29 protein-coding genes and 1 pseudogene are annotated in these 24,317 nt (G+C 69.8%); 25 read left to right on the top strand and 5 right to left on the bottom strand.

The features are described from left to right. Positions 1-37: 37 nt before the first annotated feature. The 6 genes from sufD to AB0D34_RS27345 are packed head-to-tail and all read left to right on the top strand — an operon-like array spanning position 38 to position 4,370. Positions 38-1,219: a Fe-S cluster assembly protein SufD gene (gene sufD / locus AB0D34_RS27370; RefSeq protein WP_362665783.1), complete on the top strand. Its 1,182-nt coding sequence runs from the start codon at positions 38-40 to the stop codon at positions 1,217-1,219. Then, positions 1,219-1,536, top strand: coding sequence for a non-heme iron oxygenase ferredoxin subunit (locus tag AB0D34_RS27365; protein WP_123988415.1), 318 nt, complete (start codon positions 1,219-1,221; stop codon positions 1,534-1,536). Before sufD ends, AB0D34_RS27365 begins: the two co-directional genes overlap by 1 nt. A gap of 7 nt (positions 1,537-1,543) precedes the next feature. Continuing rightward, on the top strand, positions 1,544-2,308 hold the full coding sequence (sufC, locus tag AB0D34_RS27360; RefSeq protein WP_020121464.1) for a Fe-S cluster assembly ATPase SufC: 765 nt from the start codon (positions 1,544-1,546) through the stop codon (positions 2,306-2,308). Beyond that, a complete protein-coding gene (locus AB0D34_RS27355) occupies positions 2,305-3,561 on the top strand; it encodes a cysteine desulfurase (RefSeq protein WP_362665780.1) in 1,257 nt (418 codons plus the stop codon). The genes sufC and AB0D34_RS27355 overlap by 4 nt, the downstream gene beginning before the upstream one ends. 15 nt (positions 3,562-3,576) lie before the next feature. Then, positions 3,577-4,041 (top strand): Fe-S cluster assembly sulfur transfer protein SufU, encoded by a 465-nt coding sequence (gene sufU / locus AB0D34_RS27350; protein WP_362665778.1) that lies wholly within the window; start codon positions 3,577-3,579, stop codon positions 4,039-4,041. Next, complete coding sequence (locus AB0D34_RS27345; RefSeq protein WP_362665776.1) at positions 4,038-4,370, top strand: metal-sulfur cluster assembly factor; 333 nt, start codon at positions 4,038-4,040, stop codon at positions 4,368-4,370. Before sufU ends, AB0D34_RS27345 begins: the two co-directional genes overlap by 4 nt. Before the next feature lie 60 nt (positions 4,371-4,430). Here AB0D34_RS27345 and AB0D34_RS27340 read toward each other — a convergent pair whose 3' ends face one another. Then, complete coding sequence (locus AB0D34_RS27340) at positions 4,431-5,249, bottom strand: AbfB domain-containing protein (protein ID WP_362665774.1); 819 nt, start codon at positions 5,247-5,249, stop codon at positions 4,431-4,433. Between the two features lie 190 nt (positions 5,250-5,439). On the opposite strand from AB0D34_RS27340, the gene AB0D34_RS27335 reads away from it, so the two are divergent. The 8 genes and pseudogenes from AB0D34_RS27335 to AB0D34_RS27300 all read left to right on the top strand — a co-directional run bounded on the left by AB0D34_RS27335 (position 5,440) and on the right by AB0D34_RS27300 (position 10,273). Continuing rightward, on the top strand, positions 5,440-5,760 hold the full coding sequence (locus tag AB0D34_RS27335) for a multidrug efflux SMR transporter (RefSeq protein ID WP_362665772.1): 321 nt from the start codon (positions 5,440-5,442) through the stop codon (positions 5,758-5,760). Then, on the top strand, positions 5,760-6,308 hold the full coding sequence (locus AB0D34_RS27330; protein WP_362665770.1) for a TetR family transcriptional regulator: 549 nt from the start codon (positions 5,760-5,762) through the stop codon (positions 6,306-6,308). Before AB0D34_RS27335 ends, AB0D34_RS27330 begins: the two co-directional genes overlap by 1 nt. 17 nt (positions 6,309-6,325) lie before the next feature. Then, positions 6,326-6,489: pseudogene (locus AB0D34_RS27325) on the top strand (RNA polymerase subunit sigma-70); the annotation flags it as partial. Between the two features lie 126 nt (positions 6,490-6,615). Then, positions 6,616-6,903, top strand: coding sequence for a hypothetical protein (locus AB0D34_RS27320; RefSeq protein ID WP_362665896.1), 288 nt, complete (start codon positions 6,616-6,618; stop codon positions 6,901-6,903). Positions 6,904-7,013: 110 nt separating this feature from the next. Further along, entirely contained in the window at positions 7,014-8,003 is a 990-nt protein-coding gene (gene dapD / locus AB0D34_RS27315) for a 2,3,4,5-tetrahydropyridine-2,6-dicarboxylate N-succinyltransferase (protein WP_362665768.1), read from the top strand. A 136-nt stretch (positions 8,004-8,139) separates the two neighbouring features. Beyond that, positions 8,140-8,349, top strand: coding sequence for a hypothetical protein (locus tag AB0D34_RS27310; protein ID WP_362665890.1), 210 nt, complete (start codon positions 8,140-8,142; stop codon positions 8,347-8,349). Positions 8,350-8,486: 137 nt separating this feature from the next. Continuing rightward, positions 8,487-9,056, top strand: a complete 570-nt coding sequence (locus AB0D34_RS27305) for a SigE family RNA polymerase sigma factor (protein WP_362665766.1) — start codon at positions 8,487-8,489, stop codon at positions 9,054-9,056. Further along, the gene (locus AB0D34_RS27300; RefSeq protein ID WP_362665764.1) at positions 9,053-10,273 is read left to right on the top strand and encodes a WD40 repeat domain-containing protein; all 1,221 of its coding nucleotides are present in this window, start codon (positions 9,053-9,055) and stop codon (positions 10,271-10,273) included. Before AB0D34_RS27305 ends, AB0D34_RS27300 begins: the two co-directional genes overlap by 4 nt. On the opposite strand, the gene dapA is transcribed toward AB0D34_RS27300, so the two are convergent. Then, positions 10,274-11,167 (bottom strand): 4-hydroxy-tetrahydrodipicolinate synthase, encoded by an 894-nt coding sequence (dapA, locus tag AB0D34_RS27295; RefSeq protein ID WP_362665762.1) that lies wholly within the window; start codon positions 11,165-11,167, stop codon positions 10,274-10,276. Between the two features lie 68 nt (positions 11,168-11,235). Continuing rightward, positions 11,236-11,979, bottom strand: a complete 744-nt coding sequence (locus AB0D34_RS27290) for a phosphotransferase (RefSeq protein WP_362665760.1) — start codon at positions 11,977-11,979, stop codon at positions 11,236-11,238. Positions 11,980-12,129: 150 nt separating this feature from the next. Between AB0D34_RS27290 and AB0D34_RS27285 the strand changes: the two genes are divergently transcribed. Genes AB0D34_RS27285 through AB0D34_RS27270 form a run of 4 tightly spaced genes read left to right on the top strand, consistent with a single transcriptional unit; the run spans position 12,130 to position 13,912 of the window. After that, positions 12,130-12,258, top strand: coding sequence for a hypothetical protein (locus AB0D34_RS27285; protein ID WP_362665758.1), 129 nt, complete (start codon positions 12,130-12,132; stop codon positions 12,256-12,258). Then, positions 12,255-12,941 (top strand): hypothetical protein, encoded by a 687-nt coding sequence (locus AB0D34_RS27280; protein ID WP_362665756.1) that lies wholly within the window; start codon positions 12,255-12,257, stop codon positions 12,939-12,941. Before AB0D34_RS27285 ends, AB0D34_RS27280 begins: the two co-directional genes overlap by 4 nt. 51 nt (positions 12,942-12,992) lie before the next feature. Then, positions 12,993-13,412, top strand: coding sequence for a phage holin family protein (locus AB0D34_RS27275; protein WP_307074470.1), 420 nt, complete (start codon positions 12,993-12,995; stop codon positions 13,410-13,412). Continuing rightward, the gene (locus AB0D34_RS27270) at positions 13,409-13,912 is read left to right on the top strand and encodes a DUF3618 domain-containing protein (RefSeq protein WP_362665754.1); all 504 of its coding nucleotides are present in this window, start codon (positions 13,409-13,411) and stop codon (positions 13,910-13,912) included. The genes AB0D34_RS27275 and AB0D34_RS27270 overlap by 4 nt, the downstream gene beginning before the upstream one ends. 71 nt (positions 13,913-13,983) lie before the next feature. Here the strand turns inward: AB0D34_RS27270 and AB0D34_RS27265 are convergent, their stop codons facing one another. Further along, positions 13,984-14,967, bottom strand: coding sequence for a YihY/virulence factor BrkB family protein (locus AB0D34_RS27265; RefSeq protein ID WP_362665752.1), 984 nt, complete (start codon positions 14,965-14,967; stop codon positions 13,984-13,986). A 79-nt stretch (positions 14,968-15,046) separates the two neighbouring features. On the opposite strand from AB0D34_RS27265, the gene AB0D34_RS27260 reads away from it, so the two are divergent. The 3 genes from AB0D34_RS27260 to AB0D34_RS27250 all read left to right on the top strand — a co-directional run bounded on the left by AB0D34_RS27260 (position 15,047) and on the right by AB0D34_RS27250 (position 17,166). Next, positions 15,047-15,748: an antibiotic biosynthesis monooxygenase gene (locus AB0D34_RS27260; protein ID WP_362665750.1), complete on the top strand. Its 702-nt coding sequence runs from the start codon at positions 15,047-15,049 to the stop codon at positions 15,746-15,748. 62 nt (positions 15,749-15,810) lie between these two features. Next, complete coding sequence (locus tag AB0D34_RS27255) at positions 15,811-16,428, top strand: helix-turn-helix domain-containing protein (RefSeq protein ID WP_362665748.1); 618 nt, start codon at positions 15,811-15,813, stop codon at positions 16,426-16,428. Positions 16,429-16,431: 3 nt separating this feature from the next. Continuing rightward, positions 16,432-17,166: an SRPBCC domain-containing protein gene (locus AB0D34_RS27250; protein WP_362665746.1), complete on the top strand. Its 735-nt coding sequence runs from the start codon at positions 16,432-16,434 to the stop codon at positions 17,164-17,166. 11 nt (positions 17,167-17,177) lie between these two features. Here the strand turns inward: AB0D34_RS27250 and AB0D34_RS27245 are convergent, their stop codons facing one another. Next, positions 17,178-19,001, bottom strand: a complete 1,824-nt coding sequence (locus AB0D34_RS27245; protein ID WP_362665744.1) for an endonuclease/exonuclease/phosphatase family protein — start codon at positions 18,999-19,001, stop codon at positions 17,178-17,180. A gap of 276 nt (positions 19,002-19,277) precedes the next feature. Between AB0D34_RS27245 and AB0D34_RS27240 the strand changes: the two genes are divergently transcribed. From AB0D34_RS27240 to AB0D34_RS27225, 4 genes are all read left to right on the top strand, one after another. Next, positions 19,278-20,699 carry a hypothetical protein gene (locus AB0D34_RS27240; protein ID WP_362665742.1) on the top strand — a complete coding sequence of 474 codons (1,422 nt, stop codon included), beginning with the start codon at positions 19,278-19,280 and terminating at the stop codon, positions 20,697-20,699. Positions 20,700-20,888: 189 nt separating this feature from the next. Beyond that, positions 20,889-22,319, top strand: coding sequence for an alkaline phosphatase PhoX (locus AB0D34_RS27235; RefSeq protein ID WP_362665740.1), 1,431 nt, complete (start codon positions 20,889-20,891; stop codon positions 22,317-22,319). 169 nt (positions 22,320-22,488) lie between these two features. Beyond that, complete coding sequence (locus tag AB0D34_RS27230) at positions 22,489-23,586, top strand: LAGLIDADG family homing endonuclease (RefSeq protein WP_362665738.1); 1,098 nt, start codon at positions 22,489-22,491, stop codon at positions 23,584-23,586. Positions 23,587-23,662: 76 nt separating this feature from the next. Beyond that, a complete protein-coding gene (locus AB0D34_RS27225; RefSeq protein WP_362665736.1) occupies positions 23,663-24,310 on the top strand; it encodes a GntR family transcriptional regulator in 648 nt (215 codons plus the stop codon). Positions 24,311-24,317 lie beyond the last annotated feature (7 nt).

The following is a 24,317-nucleotide window of genomic DNA, read 5'->3' as shown; positions in this document are numbered from 1 at the left end:
GCGAAATCTGACGTAGGAAGAGAGCAGACCGACAGCCATGGCTGAGGCTCAGAACATCCCGGTGGGATCCACCACCGCCGGCCAGATCGCGGTGGCCGCCGAGTCGACCGTCGCCACGCGCATGAGCGCGCCCCCCTCATTCGACGTGCAGGACTTCCCGGTCCCGCACGGCCGTGAGGAGGAGTGGCGGTTCACCCCGCTGGAGCGCCTGCGCGGGCTGCACGACGGCACCGCGGTCGCCACCGGCGACGGCGTGAGGGTCGACATCGCGGCCCCCGAGGGGGTCGTGATCGAGACCGTCGGCCGCGACGACGCCCGGCTCGGCAAGGCGGGCACTCCGGTGGACCGCATCGCCGCCCAGGCGTACTCGGCGTTCGAGAAGGCCGGCGTGATCACCGTCCCCAAGGAGACGGTCCTCACCGAGCCGATCCGGATCGCCGTGCACGGCGAGGGCGGGACCGCCTACGCCCACCAGGTCGTGGAGCTCGGAGCCTTCGCCGAGGCCGTCGTCGTCATCGACCACACAGGTGACGCCGTACTCGCCGCCAACGTCGACTACATCCTCGGGGACGGCGCCAAGCTGACCGTCGTCTCCGTCCAGGACTGGGACGACAAGGCCGTGCACGTGGCCCAGCACAACGCGCTGATCGGCCGGGACGCCACCTTCAAGTCGTTCGTGGTCACCTTCGGCGGCGACCTCGTCCGGCTGCACCCGCGTGTCGCCTACGCCGGCACCGGCGGCGAGGCCGAACTCTTCGGCCTGTACTTCACGGACGCCGGCCAGCACCAGGAGCACCGCCTCCTCGTCGACCACAACACCCCGCACTGCAAGTCGAACGTCGCCTACAAGGGCGCGCTCCAGGGCGAGGGCGCCCACGCGGTGTGGATCGGTGACGTGCTCATCGAGGCCAAGGCCGAGGGCACGGACACGTACGAGATGAACCGCAACCTCGTCCTCACGGACGGCGCCCGGGTCGACTCCGTGCCGAACCTGGAGATCGAGACCGGCGAGATCGTCGGCGCCGGGCACGCCTCCGCGACCGGCCGCTTCGACGACGAGCAGCTCTTCTACCTGATGGCCCGCGGCATCCCGGCCGACGAGGCCCGTCGCCTGGTGGTCCGCGGCTTCTTCGCCGAACTGGTCCAGCAGATCGGTGTCGACGACATCGAGGAGCGCCTTCTCGTGAAGATCGACGAGGAGCTGGAGGCCACCGTCTGATGGCCTACGTACGCGCCTGTGGGCTGAGCGAGCTGGAGGAGGACACCCCGAAGCGGGTGGAACTCGACGGCACGCCGGTCTCGGTCGTGCAGACCGAGGGGGAGGTGTTCGCGATCCACGACATCTGCTCGCACGCGAACGTCTCGCTCTCCGAGGGCGAGGTGGAGGACTGCCAGATCGAGTGCTGGCTGCACGGTTCCAGCTTCGACCTGCGCACCGGCAAACCGTCCGGCCTTCCCGCGACGCGCCCCGTCCCCGTATACCCCGTAAAGATCGAAGGGGACGATGTGCTCGTCTCCCTCACCCAGGAGTCCTGAGGCACCCATGGCAACGCTTGAAATCCGAGACCTGCACGTCACCGTCGAGGCCGACAACGCCACGAAGGAGATCCTCAAGGGCGTCGACCTGACCGTGAAGCAGGGCGAGACGCACGCCATCATGGGCCCCAACGGCTCCGGCAAGTCGACCCTCGCCTACTCCCTCGCGGGTCACCCGAAGTACACCATCACCGGCGGCACCGTCACCCTCGACGGCGAGGACGTCCTGGAGATGTCCGTCGACGAGCGCGCCCGCGCCGGCCTGTTCCTGGCGATGCAGTACCCCGTCGAGGTTCCCGGCGTGTCCGTGTCGAACTTCCTCCGTACCTCCGCCACCGCCATCCGCGGCGAGGCCCCCAAGCTGCGCACCTGGGTGAAGGAGGTCAAGGAGACCATGGAGCGCCTCTCCATGGACCCCTCCTTCGCCGAGCGCAACGTCAACGAGGGCTTCTCGGGCGGTGAGAAGAAGCGCCACGAGATCCTCCAGCTGGAGCTGCTCAAGCCGAAGATCGCGATCCTCGACGAGACGGACTCCGGTCTGGACGTCGACGCGCTCCGGGTCGTCTCCGAGGGCGTCAACCGCGTCCGCGAGACCGGCGAGGTCGGCACCCTGCTGATCACGCACTACACGCGCATCCTGCGCTACATCAAGCCCGACTTCGTCCACGTCTTCTCCGGCGGTCGCATCGTGGAGTCCGGCGGCGCCGAGCTCGCCGACAAGCTGGAGAACGAGGGCTACGAGGCATACACGAAGGGTGGCGTATCCGCGTGACGCAGCTGCCGGGCCTCCTCGACACCGAGGCGATCCGCAAGGACTTCCCGATCCTGGACCGCATGGTCCACGACGGCCGGAAGCTCGTGTACCTGGACAACGCGGCGACCTCGCAGAAGCCGCGCCAGGTGCTGGACGCCCTGAGCGAGTACTACGAGCGCTACAACGCCAACGTCCACCGCGGTGTGCATGTGCTCGCCGAGGAGGCCACGGCGCTGTACGAGGGCGCGCGCGACAAGGTCGCCGAGTTCATCAACGCGCCCTCGCGCGACGAGGTGATCTTCACCAAGAACGCCTCCGAGTCACTCAACCTCGTGGCGAACATGCTGGGCTGGGCCGACGAGCCCTACCGCGTGGACTCCGAGACCGAGATCGTCATCACGGAGATGGAGCACCACTCCAACATCGTGCCGTGGCAGCTGCTCGCGCAGCGCACGGGCGCGAAGCTGAAGTGGTTCGGGCTGACCGACGACGGCCGGCTCGACCTCTCCAACATCGAGCAGATCATCACCGAGAAGACGAAGATCGTCTCCTTCGTGCTGGTGTCCAACATCCTCGGTACGGTCAACCCGGTCGAGGCGATAGTGCGCCGGGCGCAGGAAGTCGGTGCGCTCGTCTGCATCGACGCCTCGCAGGCCGCGCCGCACATGCCGGTCGACGTCCAGGCACTGCAGGCCGACTTCGTGGCCTTCACCGGGCACAAGATGTGCGGCCCGACGGGCATCGGCGTGCTGTGGGGCCGGCAGGAACTCCTGGAGGACCTGCCCCCGTTCCTCGGCGGCGGCGAGATGATCGAGACCGTGTCGATGCACTCGTCGACCTACGCCCCGGCCCCGCACAAGTTCGAGGCGGGCACCCCGCCGGTCGCGCAGGCGGTCGGTCTGGGCGCGGCGATCGACTACCTGTCGTCGATCGGCATGGACAAGATCCTCGCCCACGAGCACGCGCTGACCGAGTACGCGGTCCAGCGTCTGCAGGCGGTCCCGGACCTCAGGATCATCGGCCCCACCACGGCCGAGGACCGGGGCGCCGCGATCTCCTTCACGCTCGGGGACATCCACCCGCACGACGTGGGCCAGGTCCTGGACGAGCAGGGCATCGCGGTCCGGGTCGGCCACCACTGCGCGCGGCCGGTCTGCCTGCGCTACGGAATTCCTGCGACCACGCGAGCGTCGTTCTATCTGTACTCCACGCCGGCCGAGATCGACGCACTGATCGAGGGGCTGGAGCACGTACGGAACTTCTTCGGCTGAGGAGCTGGCTGAGTCGTGAAGCTTGATTCGATGTACCAGGAAGTCATCCTGGACCACTACAAGCACCCGCACGGGCGTGGTCTCAGGGATGGCGACGCCGAGGTGCACCACGTGAACCCGACGTGCGGCGACGAGATCACCCTGCGTGTGAGGTACGACGGCACGACGATCGAGGACGTCTCGTACGAGGGCCAGGGCTGCAGCATCAGCCAGGCCTCGGCCTCCGTCCTGAACGATCTGCTGGTCGGCAAGGACCTGGCGGAGGCACAGAAGATCCAGGAGACCTTCCTGGAGCTGATGCAGTCCAAGGGCAGGATCGAGCCCGACGACGCGATGGAGGAGGTGCTGGAGGACGCGGTCGCGTTCGCCGGCGTCTCCAAGTACCCGGCCCGGGTCAAGTGCGCCCTCCTCAGCTGGATGGCGTGGAAGGACGCGACGGCCCAGGCGCTGGGCGCCGAAGCCGAAAGGAAGACGGCATGAGCGAGACCGTTGAGATGAAGCCGGCCTCGGAGGAAGAGCTCCGCGAGGCCCTGTACGACGTCGTCGACCCCGAGCTGGGCATCGACGTCGTCAACCTCGGCCTGATCTACGGCATCCACGTCGACGACGCGAACATCGCGACCATCGACATGACCCTGACCTCGGCCGCCTGCCCCCTCACGGACGTCATCGAGGACCAGGCCAAGTCCGCCACGGACGGCCTCGTCAGCGAACTCCGCATCAACTGGGTGTGGATGCCGCCGTGGGGTCCGGACAAGATCACGGATGATGGGCGTGAGCAGCTTCGGGCGCTCGGGTTCAACGTCTGACGGAGCCCGATCGCAGTGCCGAGGGGGCCGTGGCCGAGTGCCGCGGCCCCTTTCGCATGCTCAGGACAGCCCGCCCACCAGCTTGAACGACGAGTCCTGGAAGTACTCGTAGCTGTACTCGAAGCGTTCCAGGCGGACCACGAAGTTCTGGTGGCGGAGGAAGTAGCCGGGGTAGTTGACCGACTCCAGCATGGTCGCGCCGGAGTAGTAGGAGGAGTCGCGGGGGCAGAACGTGGCGTCCTGCTTGAAGAGGGACGAGCCGTCGTTGCGGTCGGCTCGCAGGACGAAGTCGCGGTGGCGCAGGTACTTGCCGTCGTGCGTGGTGAAGGAGTAACAGGAGCTGTTCGCCAGGCCCTTGACCAGCTTGAACGTGGAGTCCTCGCGGGATTCCGAACCGCGGACCGGGTCCAGGCCCACATAGCCGTCGTCCACGTGCCAGTAACGGTCGGGGTAGTTGACCGAGTTGACGGAGCGGTAGGTCGCCGAGGGCTTCGGCTTGGACGAACTGCTCTTGGTCGCAGTGGGCTTGGGCGGCTTCGGGGTGACCGTGACCGTGGCCGTCGGCTCGGAGCCCTGCTGGCGGGGGGCCTTGGGGCTGGGGGAGACCGACGACAGGCCGCTCTCGCCCTGCGGGGGCGTGGTCGTCGCGGGCTGTGTGGAGAAGTTGATCAGTCCCGAGCCGTCGTCCTGCCTGGGTGATGACGATGTGTCAAGTTCGTTGCCCGTCACGGCTATCGCAGCCGCACAGGCGGCTATCGTGGCCACCGCCAGCGCCCCGGCCAGATAGAGCCGTCTGGTTCCGGGCGTCCGGGAGGTGTCCAGGGTCCAGCCGTTCTCCCAGGGGCGGTCCTGAGGGGGCCGGGACTTGTCTTCGGGCATGCGCTGTTCCTCCGGCGGCGCGGCGCGTGCGGCGGCCGCGGCTGTGGTGGCCCGGTATGTGAATGGTGAAACACTGGTGGTTCGGGGGAACACTAGTGGTTACCGGGGGTTGTGAGCAGCCCTTTGAAGCGGACCGATTCCACATTCCCTTCCGGGCACTTCCAGCCCCGCGTTATGTACGCTTGTACACATGGGATACCTGCTGCTCGCCGGAGCCATCGCCGCCGAGGTCGGTGCGACCACGGCCATGAAGTACACCGAGGGTTTCAGCCGGCTCGCGCCCTCGCTGCTGACCGTGCTCGGCTATGTCCTCTCCTTCGCGCTGCTCGCCCAGACCCTGAAGACGTTGTCGGTCGGCACCGCCTACGCGATCTGGGCCGGGGTGGGCACCGCGACCATCGCCGCCATCGGGATGCTCTTCCTCGGTGAGGGCATGACGGTGACCAAGGCCGCCGGGATCGCGCTGATCATCCTCGGGGTCGTGGTGCTGAACCTGGGCGGGGCCCACTGATGCCCCGGCGGCACGACCCCGAGCGCCGGCAGCGGATCATCGACGCGGCCATCCGGGTCGTGGGGGAGAAGGGCCTCGCGGGACTCAGCCACCGCAGCGCCGCCGCCGAGGCCGACGTACCGCTCGGCTCGACGACGTACCACTTCAAGAGCCTCGACGAGCTGATGGTCGCCGCGCTGCGCCAGGCCAGCGAGGGCTTCGCCAAGGCGGTCGCCGCGCACGGCGCCCTGGACGGCCCCGGCGGCGACCTCGCCACCGACCTCGCGCGCGTCCTCGGCGAGTGGCTGGGCGGCGACCGCACCGGAGTCGAGCTGGAGTACGAGCTCTACCTCGCCGCCCTGCGCCGACCCGCCCTGCGCCCCGTCGTCGCCGAGTGGGCCGACGAGCTCGCCGAACGCCTCGCCCGCCGCACGGACCCGGTCACGGCTCGGGCGCTCGTCGCGCTGACCGACGGGATCTGCCTGCAGGTGCTGCTGACGGGGGTGCCGTACGACGAGTCCTACGCACGGGAGGTCCTGGCGCGGGTGATTCCCACCGGTCTCGGGTGATTCCCACCGGGAGCCTTGTGAGTGGACCACCGTCGTCCACGGCACGGACGGAGGACGACGACGCGGAGGTCGTTGCCTCGTTGCCCGGTCGCTGGAGCAGCCGGAGCTGTTCGCCCAGCTCTACGACCGCTACGCGCCGGACATCCACCGGTACGCCGCCCGCCGCCTCGGCGACTCCGCGCTGCCCGCCGACGGGGAGCGGACGCTGGAGGTCCTCCGTGAGAAGAACGCCATCGCCGACGCCAAGGGTGAGCCACAGGCGGAGAACGACTGCACCGAGATCAGTGTCCTTCTGGGTGCCGGCGTGATGCCCTCCAATGGGCTGGCCTCGCTCTACCGGGCGCTCGCGACCCTGCCCGGCGGGACGGTCACGGATCACCTCGTGGAGACCGCCTCCGGACGCCGGGCCATCGCCCTCGACTACCGGACCAGGGACCCGTATCCGGGGACCGGGCAGACCTTGCGGGACCAGTGGCTGCTCGACCCGCAGGCGTATCGCGGCGTCGGCATGCGCATGGTCGGCGGGGACAAGATCGGCGGTGGCAGCTCAGTCGTCGCCACGGTCGGCGTCGACCGGGCGGGGCAGCGCGGCTGACCGATACGGACCGGGCGGCCCGCACTGCGGGGGAGTGCGGGCCGCCCACCACCCGAGACGCCCCGCGCGCGGGTTCGCATCCCACGCCCCCCGCCGGTTAGGTTGCCCTCATGACCGACACGACTGCTCCGCGTACCACCGGCGCCATCGCCGCAGGCCTCGCCACCGTCGCCGCCGACGGCACCGTCCTCGACACCTGGTTCCCCGCCCCCGAGCTGTCCGCCCAACCCGGGCCGGCCGGCACCGAGCGGCTGTCCGCCGACAGGGCCGTGGAACTGCTCGGCGAAGGCGCCGCGAAGGCGATCGGCAGGGACGCCCGCCGTGGCGTCGAGGTGATCGCGGTCCGCACGGTCATCGCCTCCCTCGACGAGAAGCCGCTCGACACGCACGACGCCTACCTGCGGCTGCACCTCCTCTCGCACTGCCTGGTCCAGCCGCACGGCCAGAGCCTGGACGGCATCTTCGGCCTCCTCCCGAACGTCGCCTGGACCTCGCTCGGCCCGGTCGCCGTCGACGACGTCGAGAAGGTGCGGCTCAACGCCCGCGCCGAGGGCCTGCACCTCGCCGTCACGAGCGTCGACAAGTTCCCGCGCATGACGGACTACGTGGCACCCAAGGGCGTCCGGATCGCCGACGCCGACCGGGTCCGGCTCGGCGCGCACCTCGCCGCGGGCACCACCGTGATGCACGAGGGCTTCGTCAACTTCAACGCGGGCACCCTCGGCACCTCGATGGTCGAGGGCCGTATCTCCGCCGGTGTCGTGGTCGGCGACGGCTCGGACATCGGGGGTGGCGCCTCCACCATGGGCACCCTCTCCGGCGGCGGCAACGTCCGTATCACCATCGGCGAGCGCTGCCTGATCGGCGCCGAGGCGGGCGTCGGCATCGCGCTCGGCGACGAGTGCGTCGTCGAGGCCGGCCTGTACGTCACCGCGGGCACCCGCGTGACCATGCCCGACGGACAGATCGTCAAGGCCCGTGAGCTGAACGGCGCCTCGAACATCCTCTTCCGCCGCAACTCGGTCACCGGCACCGTCGAGGCCCGCCCGAACAACGCGGTCTGGGGCGGCCTCAACGACGTCCTGCACAGCCACAACTGAGCCGCTCCCGGCCCGAGCGAAGATCACTTACGGGTTACTCAGCGTGACCTCAGCGTCGTTTCGGCAGATGAACGGGTGGACGCAGAGTCCGATCAGACGCCGAAACGACGAACGAGGGGTCGCAGCCATGAGGGCGATGAGGAACAAGCGGGCGTGGGCCGGGGCGCTGGTCCTGGCGGGGGCATCCTGCTGGATGTCGGCCGGAACCGCCGCGGCCGACGAGACCAACACCGCCTCCCACAACGGCCCCAGGGTCGGCCTGGTCAACATCGGCCAGGTGGACGACCCGATGGAGGACGTACTGGAGCACGTGTTGCTGATCGGCGACGGGTACTCCTGGAACTGACCCGCGCCGAAGTCGCCGTAGAGGATTCGCCTCTACGGCGACTTTTTTCATGTCCGAGGCATAGCGGTGGGCCACCGCACGCGTCACAAGGGTCGGAGGGTCGGCGCACCGGCGCTGCCGGGGAAGAGAAGGTGACGATGAATGCCGAAGGGCTGGAGAGTTTCCGGGACTTCGTGGACAGCAGGTCGTCCACCCTGCTGAGGACGGCTGTGCTGCTGTGCGGGGGAGACCAGCACGCCGGTGAGGACCTGCTTCAGAACGCCCTGGTCAAGGTCGCCGGACGCTGGCAGAAGATCGACGAACCCGAGGCCTATGTACGGCAGGTCCTCTACCGCCAGCAGGTCAGCCGCTGGCGGCTGAAGTGGCCCCGGAGAGAGGTCAGTGTCGCCGAGCCGCCCGAGCCCTACGGCACCGGCGAGCCCGGCGCCGACACGGCCGCCGCGGCCGAACTGCGCCTCGTCATGCGCCAGGCGCTGTCCCGGCTCACCGCCCGCCAGCGCACCGTGTTGGTGCTGCGCTACTTCGAGGACCTGCCGGAGGCCGACGTTGCCCGCCTCCTCGGCTGCTCGGTCGGCACCGTACGGTCCACCACCCACCGCTCACTGGCCCGGCTGCGTTCGCTCGCACCCGAACTGGCGGCGCTCGGCCCGGCCGACGCCGAACGGCTCGAAGCCCGTGACTACTCGCCCGTGGAGGTGCGTCCGTGAACGTCGACGACATCGTGCGCGACGCCCTGCGCGAGCAGGCCGCCGAACAGCCCCCGGCGGCGGCGGGGTTCGCCGACCGGGTGCTCGCGGTACGGCGCCGCCGCCGTACCCGTCGGGCAGTGGTCGTCGCCGTGGCCGCCGTGGTGGCGGTCGCCGTGGGGGTGGGCGTACCGCTGCTGGACTCCGGCAAGGAGGACGTACGGCCCTCCGGCGGCATCGTGGCCCCGAAGAAGGTCGAGTCCCACCCCGACCAGTCGCCGCCGCGCGACGAGATCTCCGTCGGGGGGACGACCCTGGCCGCGTACTTCATCCCGGAGACGGTCAAGAAGGGCGCGGACAGCGCCGTCTACGAGCGCACCTACCACCTGCTGAACCCCAAGACCGGCAAGTACGCCAAGGCCGCGGACTGGTCCTGGGTCACCGTCGCTCCCGGCGGCAAGACCGCCGCCGTCCTCGAACGAGACCTGCCCGCCTCGCGGATCGGCCTGCTCGATCTGACCACCGGCAAGGTCGAGCGGTGGATCCAGGTCGACCACCGCGTCGGCGGGCTCGCCTTCTCCCGCGACGGCCGCAAGCTGGTCGCGACGACGTACAGCCAGAACCCCGACGCGCGGGTCAAGGCACAGGGCGACACCGAATGGGGCGCGCCCTGGACCTCCAGCCGCACCGGCTTCTACGTCCTCGACGTGGCCTCCGGGGACGGCTCCTGGACCGAGGTCAAGCTCGCGGGCGACCCGGACGATCCCATGAGCGGCGCCACCATGAACTCCCGCCAGGACTTCGCCCTCACCGACGACGGCCGGCACGTCTGGGAGGGCAGCCCCATGGAGCCCGGCTATGTGTTCTACGACCTCACGGGCAAGAAGGTGCCCGTGCCGGCCGGCTCCAAGTACCTGACGTGGTTCGTCGAGGCGGGCACGTCACCGGACGGCCGGCTGGTCGCCGGGGACTTCGCGGGCAAGAAGTGGAAGACGTCCTCGTACGTCGTCGACGCCATCACCGGTGCCAGGACCGAGGTGCGCGGGCAGCAGCTGCTCGCCTGGGTGGGCAACAAGCAGCTCATCGCCTGGGACATCGGCCAGAACGACAAGAACGAGTTCCATCAGCGGCTCGTGCTGATCACCATCGGCAGCGACAAGGAACTCCCGCTCAGCGGCTTCCGGGAGGGCCACGACGGGGACGCCGGGCGCTGGGAGCCGGTCTTCGCCCAGCCCTGATCAGAGGGCCACCAGCCGTTCGTACTCCGCCAGCAGCCCGTCGGCCGTCTCCCGGTCGGCGGGCCGCAGCGGGGCGCGGACCGGGCCCGCGGGCAGACCGAGCGCGTTGAGGAGGGCCTTGGCAGTGACCGTGCCGGGCAGGCCCGCCGACATCATCGCCTCGATCAGCGGCGTGGCCCGTTGTTGGAGGCGGGCGGACACGGGGGTGTCGCCCGCCTCGAACGTCTCGAGGATCGCCCGGAGTTGGACCGGGACCACGTTGGCGACCGTGCTGACGTAGCCCGCCCCGCCCACCGCGTACAGGGCGAGGATGTGCTCGTCGCAGCCCGCGTAGTACGCCAACTCCGTGCGGTTCAGGACCTTCTGGGTGCCGAGAAGGTCGTAGGAGCAGTCCTTGACCGCGACGATCCGGGGGTGCTCGGCGAGCCGGATCATCGTCTCCGGCTCGATGCGGGTGCCGGTGCGGCCCGGGATGTCGTAGAGCATGACGGGCAGTCCTGAGGCGTCCGCGATCTCGCGGAAGTGCGCCCCCAACGCGTCCTGCGGCGGCCTGCTGTAATAGGGGCTGACCACCAACACCCCGTCCGCGCCCGCCTTTTCGGCCGCCAGGGTCAGTTCGACGGTGTGCCGGGTGTCGAAGGTGCCCACCCCCGCCACGACCGACGCCCGTGCGCCCACCGCCTCCCGCACCGCCGTCACGAGCGCGGACTTCTCCGCGTCCGTCGTGGTCGGCGACTCACCCGTCGTGCCGGACAGGACGAGCCCGTCGCAGCCCTGCGTGACCAGGTGGTCGGCGAGCACCTGCGCGCCGTCGAGATCGAGGGCACCGGCCTCGTCGAAGGGCGTGATCATGGCGCAGAGGGCGCGGCCGAAGGGTGGGGCGGTTGGCGTCATGGGGATAGTCTCGGCAGGCGCACCGTGAAGCTCCACTTAATTCTTCTAAGGGATATCGATAAGAACTCCTAACGGGATCTCAGGACGTCGACCTCACAGCCCGGCGCGAACGGGTCGAAACCGTGCTCGGTGAGCCAGCGGACGATCAGCAGGCTGCGCAGCGACCACCACGCGTGGATCACGTCGAGGTCGACGTCGGCGCCATAGCCGGCCACGACGTCGTCCAGGTGTTCCTCGTGCCCGAGCGTGAAGGTGGCGAGGTCGTACAGGGCATCGCCCTGGCCCGCCTCGGACCAGTCGATGATGCCCGTGACCTCGTCGCCGTCGACGAAGACGTGCGCGATCTGCAGGTCGCCGTGGGTGAACGCCGGAGTCCACGGCCGGAGCGCGGCCTGGGCGACCTGCCGGTTGCGGGTGACCAGGTCGGCGGGCAGGACGCCGTTCCTCATGAGCCACTCGCACTCGTCGTCGAGGTCCGACACCAGCGCGTCGACGCTCCGGCCGGCCTGACCGGGCCGGGGCGGCAGCGGCGCGTCGTGCAGCTTCCGGATGGCCGCGCCCGCCGCTGCCCAGGCCTTCGGTGACCCGGTCGCCGGCCCGCCGAGGCGCCCGAGCGTCGTCCCCGGGACCGCGGCGATCGCGAGCACGGGCGGCCTGCGCCACAGAATCTCCGGGGTCGGAACCGGCGCGCGGGACATCGCCTCCACCTCGGCATCGAGGCGCGCCTGATCGGCGTCCACCTTCAGGAACACGTCGCCGACGCGCAGGGTCGCGCGCTCGGAATGGGCGACGACGACTTCGACCTCATCCATGGGCGACCAGTATCCCGGGGACGATCGCCGACGTCGCCGGGTTTGTCGCGGGCGATCACAGGGGGTGCCGCGCAGGGGCCCTATGTCCACATCGGGCCACATGGGGCACCATGGCCAGGACGGTGCACGACCCCTGGTCCTGGAGGCGTCATGAAGCTCGGCAAGGCACTCGCCACCGGAGTCGCGGAAGAGCGGCCGGAGATCCACGAGGAGGAGCTCGAGCTCCCCGAGGAGATCATGGAACTGAAGGCCCCCGAAGAGGTCCCGGCGGCCCGATGAGACTGCGGCTTCCGGAGGAACGCCCGACGGAGCCGCCGACCGGATACAAGATCGCCCACCCGGTGCTGTCCCAGGACGGCACCCGGGCCGGGTTCACCGGTGTGTCGCTCGGCGGCGCGCTGCCGTACGGAGTCCTGGCCGACGCGTCCTGCGTCTACGGCCTGCGGCACCGGGCACCGAACCGCCGCTGCGACTGCGGCTTCCACTGCGTGCACGACCGTACGGCGGCCGAGGCCCTGCTGTGCACGGCCGAGCACCGCACGGCCGTTCTCCTCGACGTCCTGGTCCTAGGCCGCTACCTCCGCTTCGAACTGGGATTCCGCTACGCCCGTCAGCGGGTCCGCACCGCCACCGTCGGCCCCTGCGCCTGCGGCACGGTCGCGGCGGCCCTCGCCGACGCCGGCTGGGGCAGACCCGGCTGGCGGGCGCTCGCCCCCTCCTGTGCAGGCTGCCTGCGGGGGCGTACGGCCGTCTCGCTCGCCGGGTTCGCCCGGCTGGCCGGGGACGGGCTGCGGGTGGTGGCCGGGGCCGGGCGTGCCGATGCGCCTCTTGATCTGCCCGAGGGCCTGGGTGTGCCCGAACTCGCCGCCGAGGCCGCCCTGTTGCAGGCCCGGCTCGACTGGTTCCAGAGCCAGCTGGCCCGGCTCGGGAAGCTCGGCCCCGACGGCGGCCCGCAGGGGTAGCGGGGGCCGGGCCGGGTACCCGGGTGTTCCGACCGAGAGGAGGCGGACACCGTGACCGGAACCACGGCCCCCAGGCCGGTGCACGACGAACATCACTCCGTGGGCGAACTCGTCGGACAGGCCACCGAACAGGTCTCCCGGCTGGTACGGCAGGAAGTCGCCCTCGCGAAGGAGGAGCTGGCCGAGAAGGGCCGGCGGGCCGGGAAGGGCGGCGGGCTGCTCGGTGCCGCCGGCGCCTTCGCCTACGCGGGACTGCTCGCACTGGCCGGAACGGCCACCGCCGCTCTCGCGCTGGTGCTGTCGGTGTGGGCCTCGGCACTGATCGTGACGGCTGTGCTGTTCGTGATCGCGGGGGTGCTCGCCGCCACCGGCCGTGCCCAGCTGCGCCGTGCCACACCCCCGACGCCCGAGGAGGCCCTCGGCAGCGTCAAGGCGGACGTCGAGGAGATCAGGGAAAGGGCGCACCGATGACGGACAGGACGAGCAGCGAGCCCTCGGCGACGGGGGCCAAGGGACCGGACGAGCTGCGCCGCCAGATCGAGCGGACCCGCAGCGAACTCGGCGACACGGTGGAGGAGTTGGCAGGAAAGATGGACGTGAAGGGCCGCGCGCGAGCCCGGGCGGCGGATCTCAGGGACAAGGCGGGCGCGATGACCGTGCAGCTGCGCAGCACCGCCGCGCAGGCCGGTCACACCGTGCACGACCGGGCCACCCAGGCCGGCCACAAGGTCCACGACACGGCGGCCAGGACCGGTCACCGGGTCCAGGACCGCACCCTGCGGGCGGGGCACGCCACCCAGGGCGGAGCGGCGGAGACCGGGCACGCCCTGGAGCGGAAGGCGGAGCGCAACGTGCCCATGCCTGCCCGGCCCCTGGTCATGGCGGCGGTACGGCATCCCCGGCCGGTGCTGATCGTCGGCGCGGCGGTGGCGGCGGTCGTCGTGATCTCGTGGCGGTACCCGAAGAAGTAGAAAGATGAAGTAGGAACCGGCAGGTCGTGGGCGGCACCCGGCAGTACGGGTGCCGCCCACGACCGTGCGCCCTACCCGCCCTGGCCCCCGCGCTTCGCCCTGAGCTTCGGGGGCCACTTCCGGGTGTCCCGCGGCTCCACGTACGGCTCCTCCGTCGGGGCCGTGTCCCCGGAGGTGATCGCCCGCTCCCGGGCCAGCTCCGCGTCGAACTCCAGACCCAGCAGGATCGCCAGATTGGTCAGCCAGAGCCACACCAGGAAGACGATGGCGCCGGCGAGGGTGCCGTACGTCTTGTTGTAGGAGCCGAAGTTGGCGGCGTACAACGCGAAACCGGCGGACGCGGCCAGCCAGATCAGGGTGGCGAGGACGCTGCCGGGAGAGATCCAACGGAAGCCGCCGGCGCGGACGTTGGGGGCGGCCCAGTACAGCAGGGCGATCATCAGGACGACCAGGAGCAGCAGCACCGGCCACTTGGCGATGCCCCAGATCGCGATCGCCGCGTCACCGAACCCCACCGCCCGGCCCGCCCGTTCGGCCAGCGGACCCGTGAACACCACGATCAGCGCGCTCGCCGCCAGCATCAGCATCAACGTCACGGTCAGCGCCAGCCGCAGCGGCGTCAGCTTCCACACCGGGCGCCCTTCCGGCAGGTCGTACACCGCGTTGGACGTGCGGATGAACGCGGCGACGTAACCGGACGCCGACCACAGTGCGGCGAGCAGTCCGAGGATCGCCAGGACGCTGCCCGTGCCGCCGCTGTCGCCCAGCTGCACCACCGCGTCCCGCAGGATGTCCCGGGCCGGGCCGGGGGCGAGGTCCCCGATGTTGTCGAGGAGCTTGTTCGTGGCACGCTGTCCCACCACGCCAAGGAGTGAGACCATCACCAACAGGGCGGGGAACAGCGACAGCACGCCGTAGTACGTCAACGCCGCCGCGCGGTCGGCGAGTTCGTCGTCCAGCAGTTCCTTGAACGTGCGCCGCGCCACGGCTGCCCACGATCGTTTGGGCAACTCGGAGGGGCTGTCCGGCTCACTCTTGTCGGCCTTCTCGTCCATGACCTGGCGGGTCTCCCGAACGGGCGGGTCGAATCGGCTGCTTGACCTGAATCCTGGTCGAGGTTGCAGGGTGGTCGCCATGACTCGTCGTACCGAGATCCATCCCGACCTCACCGACCCCCGCGTCGGCTCCTCCCTCTTCAGTCACTGGCGGGTGGGCACAGCCCTGCGGCAGCGGCAGACCGTCGAAGCCATCGCCGACACCTGGCGGCGACGGCCCTGGCCGACCGGAGATCTGCTCGGCTACCACGTCTACGCCGGTCACGACACCGCCACCCTGATGCACTACTCCCAGTGGACGAGCGAGCAGGCCTTCGAGGCCTTCGCCAGGACCCGGCGTCAGGAGCGGGTGGACGAGATCGACACGGCCGTGCCGGACATCGAGCGGTTGGGGCTCGGACGGTACCGGCACTATCGCAGCCGCGAGCGGGTCGCCGGGGACCCCCGGGTGCCCGGTCTGGTCGTGGCCGTACGGATCGACTTCGCACCGGAGGCGGCCGGCCGGCGCTCCGACTGGATCGACACCGTGTTGCTGGCCCTCGCCGACGATCCCGTCGGCCACGCGGGACTGATCTCGGCCAACTTCCATCTGAGCGGTGACGGCACTCACGTCCTCAACTACGCCGAGTGGGAGAGCGCCGAGGCGTACGACAAGACCTTCGCGGCACCGGGGGAGGGGATCGGCTCGCCTACCGAGCTGTGGGAGCGGGTGCGGACGTATCCCGGGTTCGAGGGCTCCACGATCAGCCGCTATGACCATGTCCTCGGCCTGGTCCCCTGACCCCCTCCTCCGACAACTCGAACCGTCTGGACAAAAAAAGTTTTCGGTGAGACGATGGATCCATGCTGGACGTCACCGTGATCGAGGACCCCGAGGCGGCGGCCGTCTCCCTGGACCCCATAAGGGCGAGACTGCTGGCCGAACTGGCGGCAGGCCCCGCGTCGGCCGCCATGCTGGCCGGCCAGGTCGGACTGCCCAGGCAGAAGGTGAACTACCACCTCAAGGCGCTGGAGCGGCACGGCCTGGTCGAGCTCGCGGGAGAGCGCCGCAAGGGCAACGTCACCGAGCGGCTGATGCGGGCGACCGCGGCCTCGTACGTGATCTCACCGCTCGCCCTCGCCGCCGTGCAGCCCGACCCGGACCGCTTCCGCGACCAGCTCTCCGCGCGCTGGCTGCTGGCGCTGGGTGCCCGGCTGGTCCGGGACGTGGGTCAGCTGGTCACCGGTGCCGCCAAGGAGCGGAAGCGGCTGGCGACCTACGCCCTTGACGGCGAGGTGCGTTTCGCCTCCGCCGCCGAACGGGCCGCGTTCATCCAGGAGTTGACGGCCGGCGTCACCGCCCTGATCCGCAAGTACGACGCCCCGGACACCGAGGGCGGCCGGGACCACCGGATCGTGGTGGCCGTCCATCCGACGCTCAAAGAGCCCCAGTCCCCCTCGCCGCAGACCGAGTTGGAGTAGATCATGTCCAAAGAGTTCGAGATCGCCCGCGAGTTCGAGGTCGACGCCAACCCGGAGCAGGTCTGGGCGGCGATCACCACCGGGACCGACGGCTATCTGTGGCCGATGGAGCCGCCCGAGCCCCGGGTCGGCGGCAAGGGGCCCTTCGGGTCCGAAGTCACCGCCTGGGACCCGCCGCACCGCTACACCAACCGGGTCGAGGACGTCGAGGGCATCTCCGAGCAGTCCCTCAACCAGCTCGACTACACCGTCGAGCCGCGCGACGAGGGCCGACGGGCCTGGGTGCGCTACGTGCACAGCGGGATCTTCGTCGACGACTGGGACAACCAGTACGACGGCGCCGCCAAGCACACCGACTTCTATCTGCACACCCTGCGCGAGTACCTGACCCACTTCGCGCCCCGCCGGGCCGCCTTCGCGACCTTCGACGGACCCGAGGCCTCCAAGGCGCCGGACGCCCTCACCGTCGTAGGGCGGGCGCTCGGTGTCGGGGAGGACGTGGCCGCGGGCACCCGGCTCACCGTCCACGGGCCCGACACCTTCGACGCCGTGGTCGACTTCCGCAACCCGTACTTCATCGGGCTGCGCACCGACCGGGGGCTCACCCGGATCTTCGGGCGCAACCACTGGGGCCACCCGGTCGGCATCTCCCTGCACGACTTCGCCCCCGACTCCGACATCGAGGCGTGCGAGGGCGAGTGGCAGGGCTGGCTGAACGGGGTGTTCAACCAGCCCTGATCTGGCCGGAGTTACGGCTGGAAACGCAGCACCTGCGGGTCGTGGTCGCTGATCTGGTCGTTGAACTCCGAGTTGATGTGCACGCTGTCGTACTCGAAGTCGCAGCCGCGCCGGATCGACGGGCTGACCAGGATCTGGTCCAGGACCTGGCTGTTGCCCTGGTAGTCGTAGGTGTAACGCTCGCTCTTCGGCAGCGACTTGATCGCCGACCAGAGCTCGCCGTCACCCTCCAGGATCTTCGCGGTGTCGGAGAACTCGAAGTCGTTGATGTCGCCGAGGGCGATGACGTCCGCGTTCTTCTGCACGTCGAGGATGCTCTTGACGAAGGCGTGGACCAGGGTCGCCTGCGCGTGGCGCTGGACCTCCGAGCTGCGCGGCACCGGCTGGGTCGCCGAGGTCAGACCGTAGTCGCCGCCCTTGGAGTTGAGGTGGTTGGCGATCAGGAAGACCGTACGGCCACGGAAGACGAACTCGCCGGCCAGCGGCTTGCGGCTGGACTTCCAGGCGGCGTTCGCGGGGTCGATCCGGCCGGGGGACGCCGTCAGCTGCGCCTTGCCGTGCACCTTGGTGACGCCGACGGCGGTCGTCGAGTCGCCGCCCGCGCGGTCGACGAAGGAGACCCGCTCCGGGTTGAACAGGAACACCTGGCGGATGTTGCCGCCCGGCTCGCCGCCGTCCTGGTCGTTGACCGGGTCGATCGAGCGCCAGTCGTACTTGGGGCCGCCCGCCGCCACGATCGCGTCGATCAGCTTGTTCACCGTCACGTCGGCGGCGGTCGTACCGTCGTCCTTCGCGCCGTTGTTGTCCTGGATCTCCTCCAGCGACACGATGTCGGGCGACTGCAGGTTGTTCACGATCGCGGAGGCGTGCTCCTCGAAGGTGGCGTCGGTCGGGTCGAGGTTCTCGACGTTGTACGTCGCGATCGCGAGCTCGCCCTTCTTCTGCTTCTGCGTGGTCTCGCGCTGCAGACCGGCGCTCTTCAGCGTGCCGATCTGGCTCGCGACCAGGGTGTAACCGCCGAACTGGTTGTAGTCCAGCGGGCCGGCCGTGGTGCCGGTGAGGACGTCGCCGACGTTCGCGACGGGGAAGTCGGCGGTGGAGCCCAGCGACTGGATCTGGAGCCGACCGGTGTTCTGCGAGGAGTAGGAGCCGTAGAGCGTGCCGCCCCGCGTGGTGGCGTTCTCGCGCGGCTTCACCGTCACCCACAGCTCGGTGTACGGGTCGCTCGCGCCGACCACGCGGGCGTCGGCGACCTGGACGTTCATGCCCTCGAGGGACTCGTAGTAGTCCAGGGCGTACTTCTTCGGCTGGAGCGTCAGACCGTTGACCGAGTTGCTCGCGGCCGCGTCGCCCTCGGGGGCGTAGGCGGCCGGGACCGACCTCGCGTCGACCACGGTGGCGGCCGGGACCGCGTTGCCGCTGGAGACGACGGTGATCGTCGGCTTGGTGATCTCGGTCAGCGACTGGTTCCCGGACGACGTGCCGCCCGGGACGTACTCCGAGACCGTGCCGCTGACCGTGACGGCGTCACCGACGGCGACCTTCGGCGTGGAGCTGGTGAAGACGAACACGCCCTCACTGGTGGCCGGGTTGTCATCGGGGTTCGGATCCTGGATCCAGAAACCTCTGGAGGAGCCGTAGGTGCGCACACCGGTGACGATTCCAGCCACATCCGTGACCTTCTGACCGGCGTAGGGGGATATCCGGGTCGCGCCCTGGATGTCATGGATGCTCACGGCGGCCGCGTGCGCGGGCGACACGAGGACGACGGTGGAGGCCGCGGACAGGGCGGCGACGGTGAGCGCAGCGAGACGCGCGGACTTCTTGCTCGGCAACGGGATCCCTCCGGGGACGAACGTAGGCGCCGGGACGAGAGTGAACGTGGAACGGTGGGAGCCGCGACCTGTGGGGCGGTTGCGACGCGCGTAGAAAATACAGTGAACACATGTCCGCCAGATTTCTACGCGCGTCAATCTCCTGCCTGGTCAGGCCAGTTGTCAAGGTTTCAGCCATGTACGGACCCTGTCCAGGAGATGAACCGGGCGGCATGGGTGGATATCCGTCTACGCTGAGCGGCTGAGTGGCACGACGCGTCCTAGGAGAACCAGCCGATGTCAGACAGCTCCCCCCTGCCGCCGGTGCGACTGCACCCCGAAGCGGAGCTGGCGCGGGCCGCCCTGTCCACGCCGCTGCTCGCCCGGGCCGCCCGGCTCGCCCGCTGGGCCGGCGAGGAGACCCGGGTCGACGCCGGGGGCGGACTCGTCGAGGAGCAGCTGCCCACGGCGGCCGCGGAGCTCGCACTGACCGGTGAGGACGCGGCGGCGTACGCGAGCGAGGCCTGGCGGGCCGCCGTCGACACCGGGCTCGTCGAGATCGTCGACGAGGAGGAGGGCACGGTCACGACGGGCGCGGACCTGGCCCTGCTGACCGGGTCGCCGCAGGATGTGCTCGGGGTGTGGCTGACCGCCCTTGAGACGGTGCTCGCCGACGCGAGCGTGCCGGACCTGGACGATCTGGTGGACACCCTGGACGAGGGCGGCGAGGTCGACTTCGCCTCCCTGGACTGGGACCCGCAGGCCGAGCAGGAGTTCCTGGACGGGGTGCTCGGGAACCTCTACCTGCTCACGGTCAGCGAGGACGGAGCGGGGGACGGGCCGGTGCCGCTGCCCGCCCTCGCCGCTTCGATGATCGTGCCGAGCGACATGAACGAGCCGACCAACGACGTCCTGGAGCAGGTCTCCGACGCGATGATGCGCCTTGACGACCAGTTCCGGGTCCTGGAGCCGATCGGGATCGTCGAGTACCAGCCCGTCGACGAGGCGCTGATGGCGGACACCGACGAGGAGCCCGCCGCCGTCGACGACACCGACGTCTCCCGGTACGGCATGGTGCGGCTGACCCCGCTCGGGCTGTACGGGCTGCGCTCGCGGCTGCTGGAGGCCGGGATCGCGGCGCCGGCCGTCGGAGACCTCGCCGACAAGGGGGCGGACGCGCTGCTGGACGGCACCGCCGGGTTCCCTCCCTCCGCCGCCCAGGCCGAGACCGAGCAGTGGCTGGACCGACGTGAACCGCTCGCGGCGGCACGGGAGTTGCTGGGGGCGGCTCGCGGGAGCGACGCGGGGGCGCCGCTGCGGAGGCTTCGCTGCCAGCAGGCCCTGTCGCTCGTCGGCGCGGTCGCCGAGCCGGCGCTGCGGGAGGTCCTCGACGACGCTGAGCTGGGCGGACTGGCCCGGGTCTGGCTGACCGAGCGGGGGTTCGGGGATGTGCCCGCGCCCTCCGAGGACATGGTCTTCTGGCTGACCGTCGACACGGTGGCCGCGCAGCTGGCCGCGGAGGGGAACTCCGAGGAGCTTCAGGGGCTGGTGGAAGGGCTGGCCCAGCAGCACGGGGGGTTCTTCGCGGCGGCTTGGCGGGTTGATCATCCGGCCACCGCGGATGTGCTGGAGGCGATGGGGCGGTTGCATCCGGACAAGCGGGTGGCGAAGGAGGCGCGGAAGGCTGCGTTCAAGGCGCGGTCGCAGCAGGGGGGTTGAGGTTGTGTCCCGGGTGCGGGGTGTGTGGGGGGTGCTCGCGCAGTTCCCCGCGCCCCTGAAGGGGCGCTTTTCTTGCCCTTTGTTGATTCATGGAACCGGGTCCACTGAATCTCCCCGCTGTTCAACTGGTGTTCAGACATGGACGGGACCGTTGCGCCGAACCGAGGTCCCACCGTCTCAGGAGACACCATGTCGCTCACCCGCAGGGATTTTGCCGCGAAATCCGCGCTCACCGGGGCCGGTGTCGCGCTGGCAGGCAGTGTCGGCGCCCTCGCCACCGCACCCAACGCACTCGCGGCCACCGATGTCGAGAGCACCGGCGCCCACGGCGGGGTCGGCTACGGACCGCTGATCGCCGACCCCGAGGGCCTGCTCGCGCTGCCCGCCGGTTTCAAGTACGAGGTCATCACGTACAGCGGCAAGACCAAGCTGGAGTCCGGCGAGTTCACCCCGTCCAACCACGACGGGACGTCCACCTTCGACGGCCCGCGCGGCACGACCCTCCTCGTCAACAACCACGAGCTGGCAGGGCCCCGCGCCAACTGGCCGCACCCGGTGCCGCTCACCGAGGGCCTGGTCTACGACCCCGCTGCGGCCGGTGGCTGCACGGTCGTCGAGGTGCGCCCCGGCGGCAAGGTCGCCGAGTGGGTCGGCATCGCCGGCACCGCCACCAACTGCGCGGGCGGCAACACCCCTTGGGGTACCTGGCTCACCTGCGAGGAGACCGAGGACAAGGCCGGCACCAACGGCTTCACCAAGGACCACGGCTACGTCTTCGAGGTCGACCCCTCCGACCGTCGCGCCAACCAGAACCCCCAGCCCATCAAGGCGCTGGGCCGTTACGCCCACGAGGCTGTCGTCGTCGACCCCAGGCGCGGCCACCTCTACCTCACCGAGGACGCCTCCAACCCGAACGGCCTGCTGTACCGCTGGACCCCGCCCGAGGGCTTCTGCCACGGCCACGGCAAGCTGCGCACCCTCGGCGAGAACGCGGGTGTCCTCCAGGCCTTCAAGTGCTTCGACTCCGGCGGCCAGTTCGTCGACGACCTCTCCCGCGCCACCAAGATCGGCACCGTGTACGGCGTCGACTGGGTGGACGTCCCCGACCGTGACGCGAAGACCACTTCCGTCCGCAAGCAGTTCACCGCCGGCCAGGTCACCCGGGCCCGCAAGCTCGAAGGCATGTGGTGGGGCGACGGCGGCACCTACATCGTCTCCTCGTACGCCCGCTCCGAGAGCCCCGTCCAGCACGACGGAGCGGTCTGGTTCTACGACCCCAAGCGCCGCACGCTGACCCTGAAGGTCCTCCTCGGCGTCAACCCCGACCCCTCGGTCGACGGCGCCTTCGACGGCCCGGACAACATCACCGTCTCCCCTTACGGCGGCCTCGTCATCGCCGAGGACGGCGAGGGCATCCAGCACCTGTTCGGCGCCACGGAGACCGGCCGCACGTACCCCATCGCCCGCAACGAGCTGAACATCGGCACCGAAGAGGACCCCGAGTACAGCGAGTTCACCGGCGTCACCTTCTCGCCCGACGGAAAGACGCTGTACGCCAACATCCAGACGCCGGGGATCATGCTGGCGATCACGGGGCCGTGGAAGCGGCAGCGGCGTTAGAACGTGGTGTCACTCGTGCGAGTGGAGCTCGTTCGATTCGATGAGTGACTGACGGTGCTGGACATACGGTCCCGGTATGTCCAGCACATGGAAGGGGCGCGGTGTCCCGGTCCGGAAATGCCTAGCCGAAGGAACCCCGATCTGGCTTCCGGACGGCGCGGTTGCTCCCGTGGAGGATGTAGTGGGCGCGAGGCTTCCCGTCCTCGCCTACGACAAGGCGTGGGATCTCCGCGAAGCCAGACCTGGACGGCCCTACCCGCCGAGAGATAGCCAGGTCGGCGATCTGGTAATCACCCGCCCGGTGCGCTGGATCGATGGTGGTGTGCAGCCAGTGTTGGCCCTGAAGTTTGCTTCGGGCCGTGTGATCGAAGCCACAGCCGACCATCAGTGGGCTGTTCGAGGCCGCGAGGGTTCACGGCGTCCGACGTGGCGGTCGACTGCCTTAATGACGCCGGGCTGCGCGGTTCCTGCGCCACTCACTGCCGATTTCTTCGGAACAGTAGGTGGCGAATGGGATGGATGGTTCGTTGGAGCGATGCTCGGCGATGGGAACATGACTGGCCGTACCCCAGTATGGGTTGGTCACGATGATGGGACGCTTCGACAGATCCGCGACTATGCGGCCAAATACGGTTGCCAGGCCAACGTGGAGGACAACGCCACTTGGCTGCGGGTACGCCTGGTGGATCCGAAGTGGCATTGCAACGGGCTTCGTGACTTGCTGATCGAGCATCGTGTGTGGGGGCTCAAAGGTGAGGGCAAGCGGCTGGCCTACCTCCCCTACACTCGCGAATTCGTCTGTGGGCTTGTCGCAGGGCTGATCGACAGCGACGGCTCGGTGGAAGCGCGGCAGGTGGAGTTTGCCAACATCTCTGAAGGCCTTGTGCGCCAGCTGGGGGATGTCTTGCTGAGGCTTGGTGTTCAGAGCAGTGTCGGCAGCAAGCGGAACAATCAGAGTGACAAGCCGTTGTGGCGGCTTCGGGTAGCCGATGGCCGTTCTGTGGCGCAGCTGAATGAATTGGTACAGCTCCGGGCAGATCACAAGGCGGTGGCGCTGGCCTCTTTGGCCGCGCGCAATTTCCCGCCGCTCGGCAGTTGGTCCTCGCGGATACTCAGAATCCATTACGTGGGACCGCGTTACTGCCATTACTCCGGCTGGAGTCAAGAGGGCGTACTGCGTCGACGTACTGCCGTCCCGCCTGTGGGTCGCGAACGGCGTGGTGACCGGGAGCTCTGTCGCTCCCTCCAAGGGGTTGTAGCTACATGATTGCGGCTGTGACCTGTTCCTTCGCGCAAGGTCACACCCTTGTCCGCACGGGGGCTGACATCTAACATTTCAGTTCATGGAGGCCATACGACCGCTCGGCCGCACCCTGCTCAGGGACCGCGCCTACGCATCCATCCGTGACGCCATCGTGGCCGGGGAGATCGAACCCGGACAGGTGGTGCGGGACGCCGATCTCGCCGAGCGGCTCGGGCTGTCGCGGGCGCCCGTGCGGGAGGCCTTCGCGCGGCTGGTCGACGAGGGGCTGCTGGAGAGCAAGCCGCAGAGCTACACGCGGGTGACACAGCTCGTCGCCGCCGACGTCCGGGACGCCGCCGCCGTGGTCGGTGCCATGCACGAACTGGTCACGCGGGTCGCCGTACCACGCCTGTTCGCCGCCGACATCGAGACGATGCGCGCGGCCAACGAACGGTTCGCGGCCGCCGTCACCGCGGGCGACGTGGACGAGGCGCTGCGCGCCGACGACGAACTCCACGACGTCCTGGTCCGCGTCAGCGGCAACCACGCGGCCGCCGCCACGGCCGCCCGCTACACCCCCCTGATCCGCCGACTGGAGCGCAGGCGCTTCGGCGAGGGCGGCAACTGCCGCTCGGCAGGCCTGCACGACCGGCTGATCGAGGCCTGCGCTGCCGGTGACGTGGACGGGGCGGTCCGGGTCACGGCGGAGATCTGGCGGGGACTGGCCGAGCTGGCCGACAGCGACTGAGCCCACA

It is taken from the genome of Streptomyces sp. NPDC048420, from assembly GCF_040651535.1.
In the GTDB taxonomy this organism is placed as follows: domain Bacteria; phylum Actinomycetota; class Actinomycetes; order Streptomycetales; family Streptomycetaceae; genus Streptomyces.
This window is presented reverse-complemented; position numbering and strand designations above follow the sequence as displayed.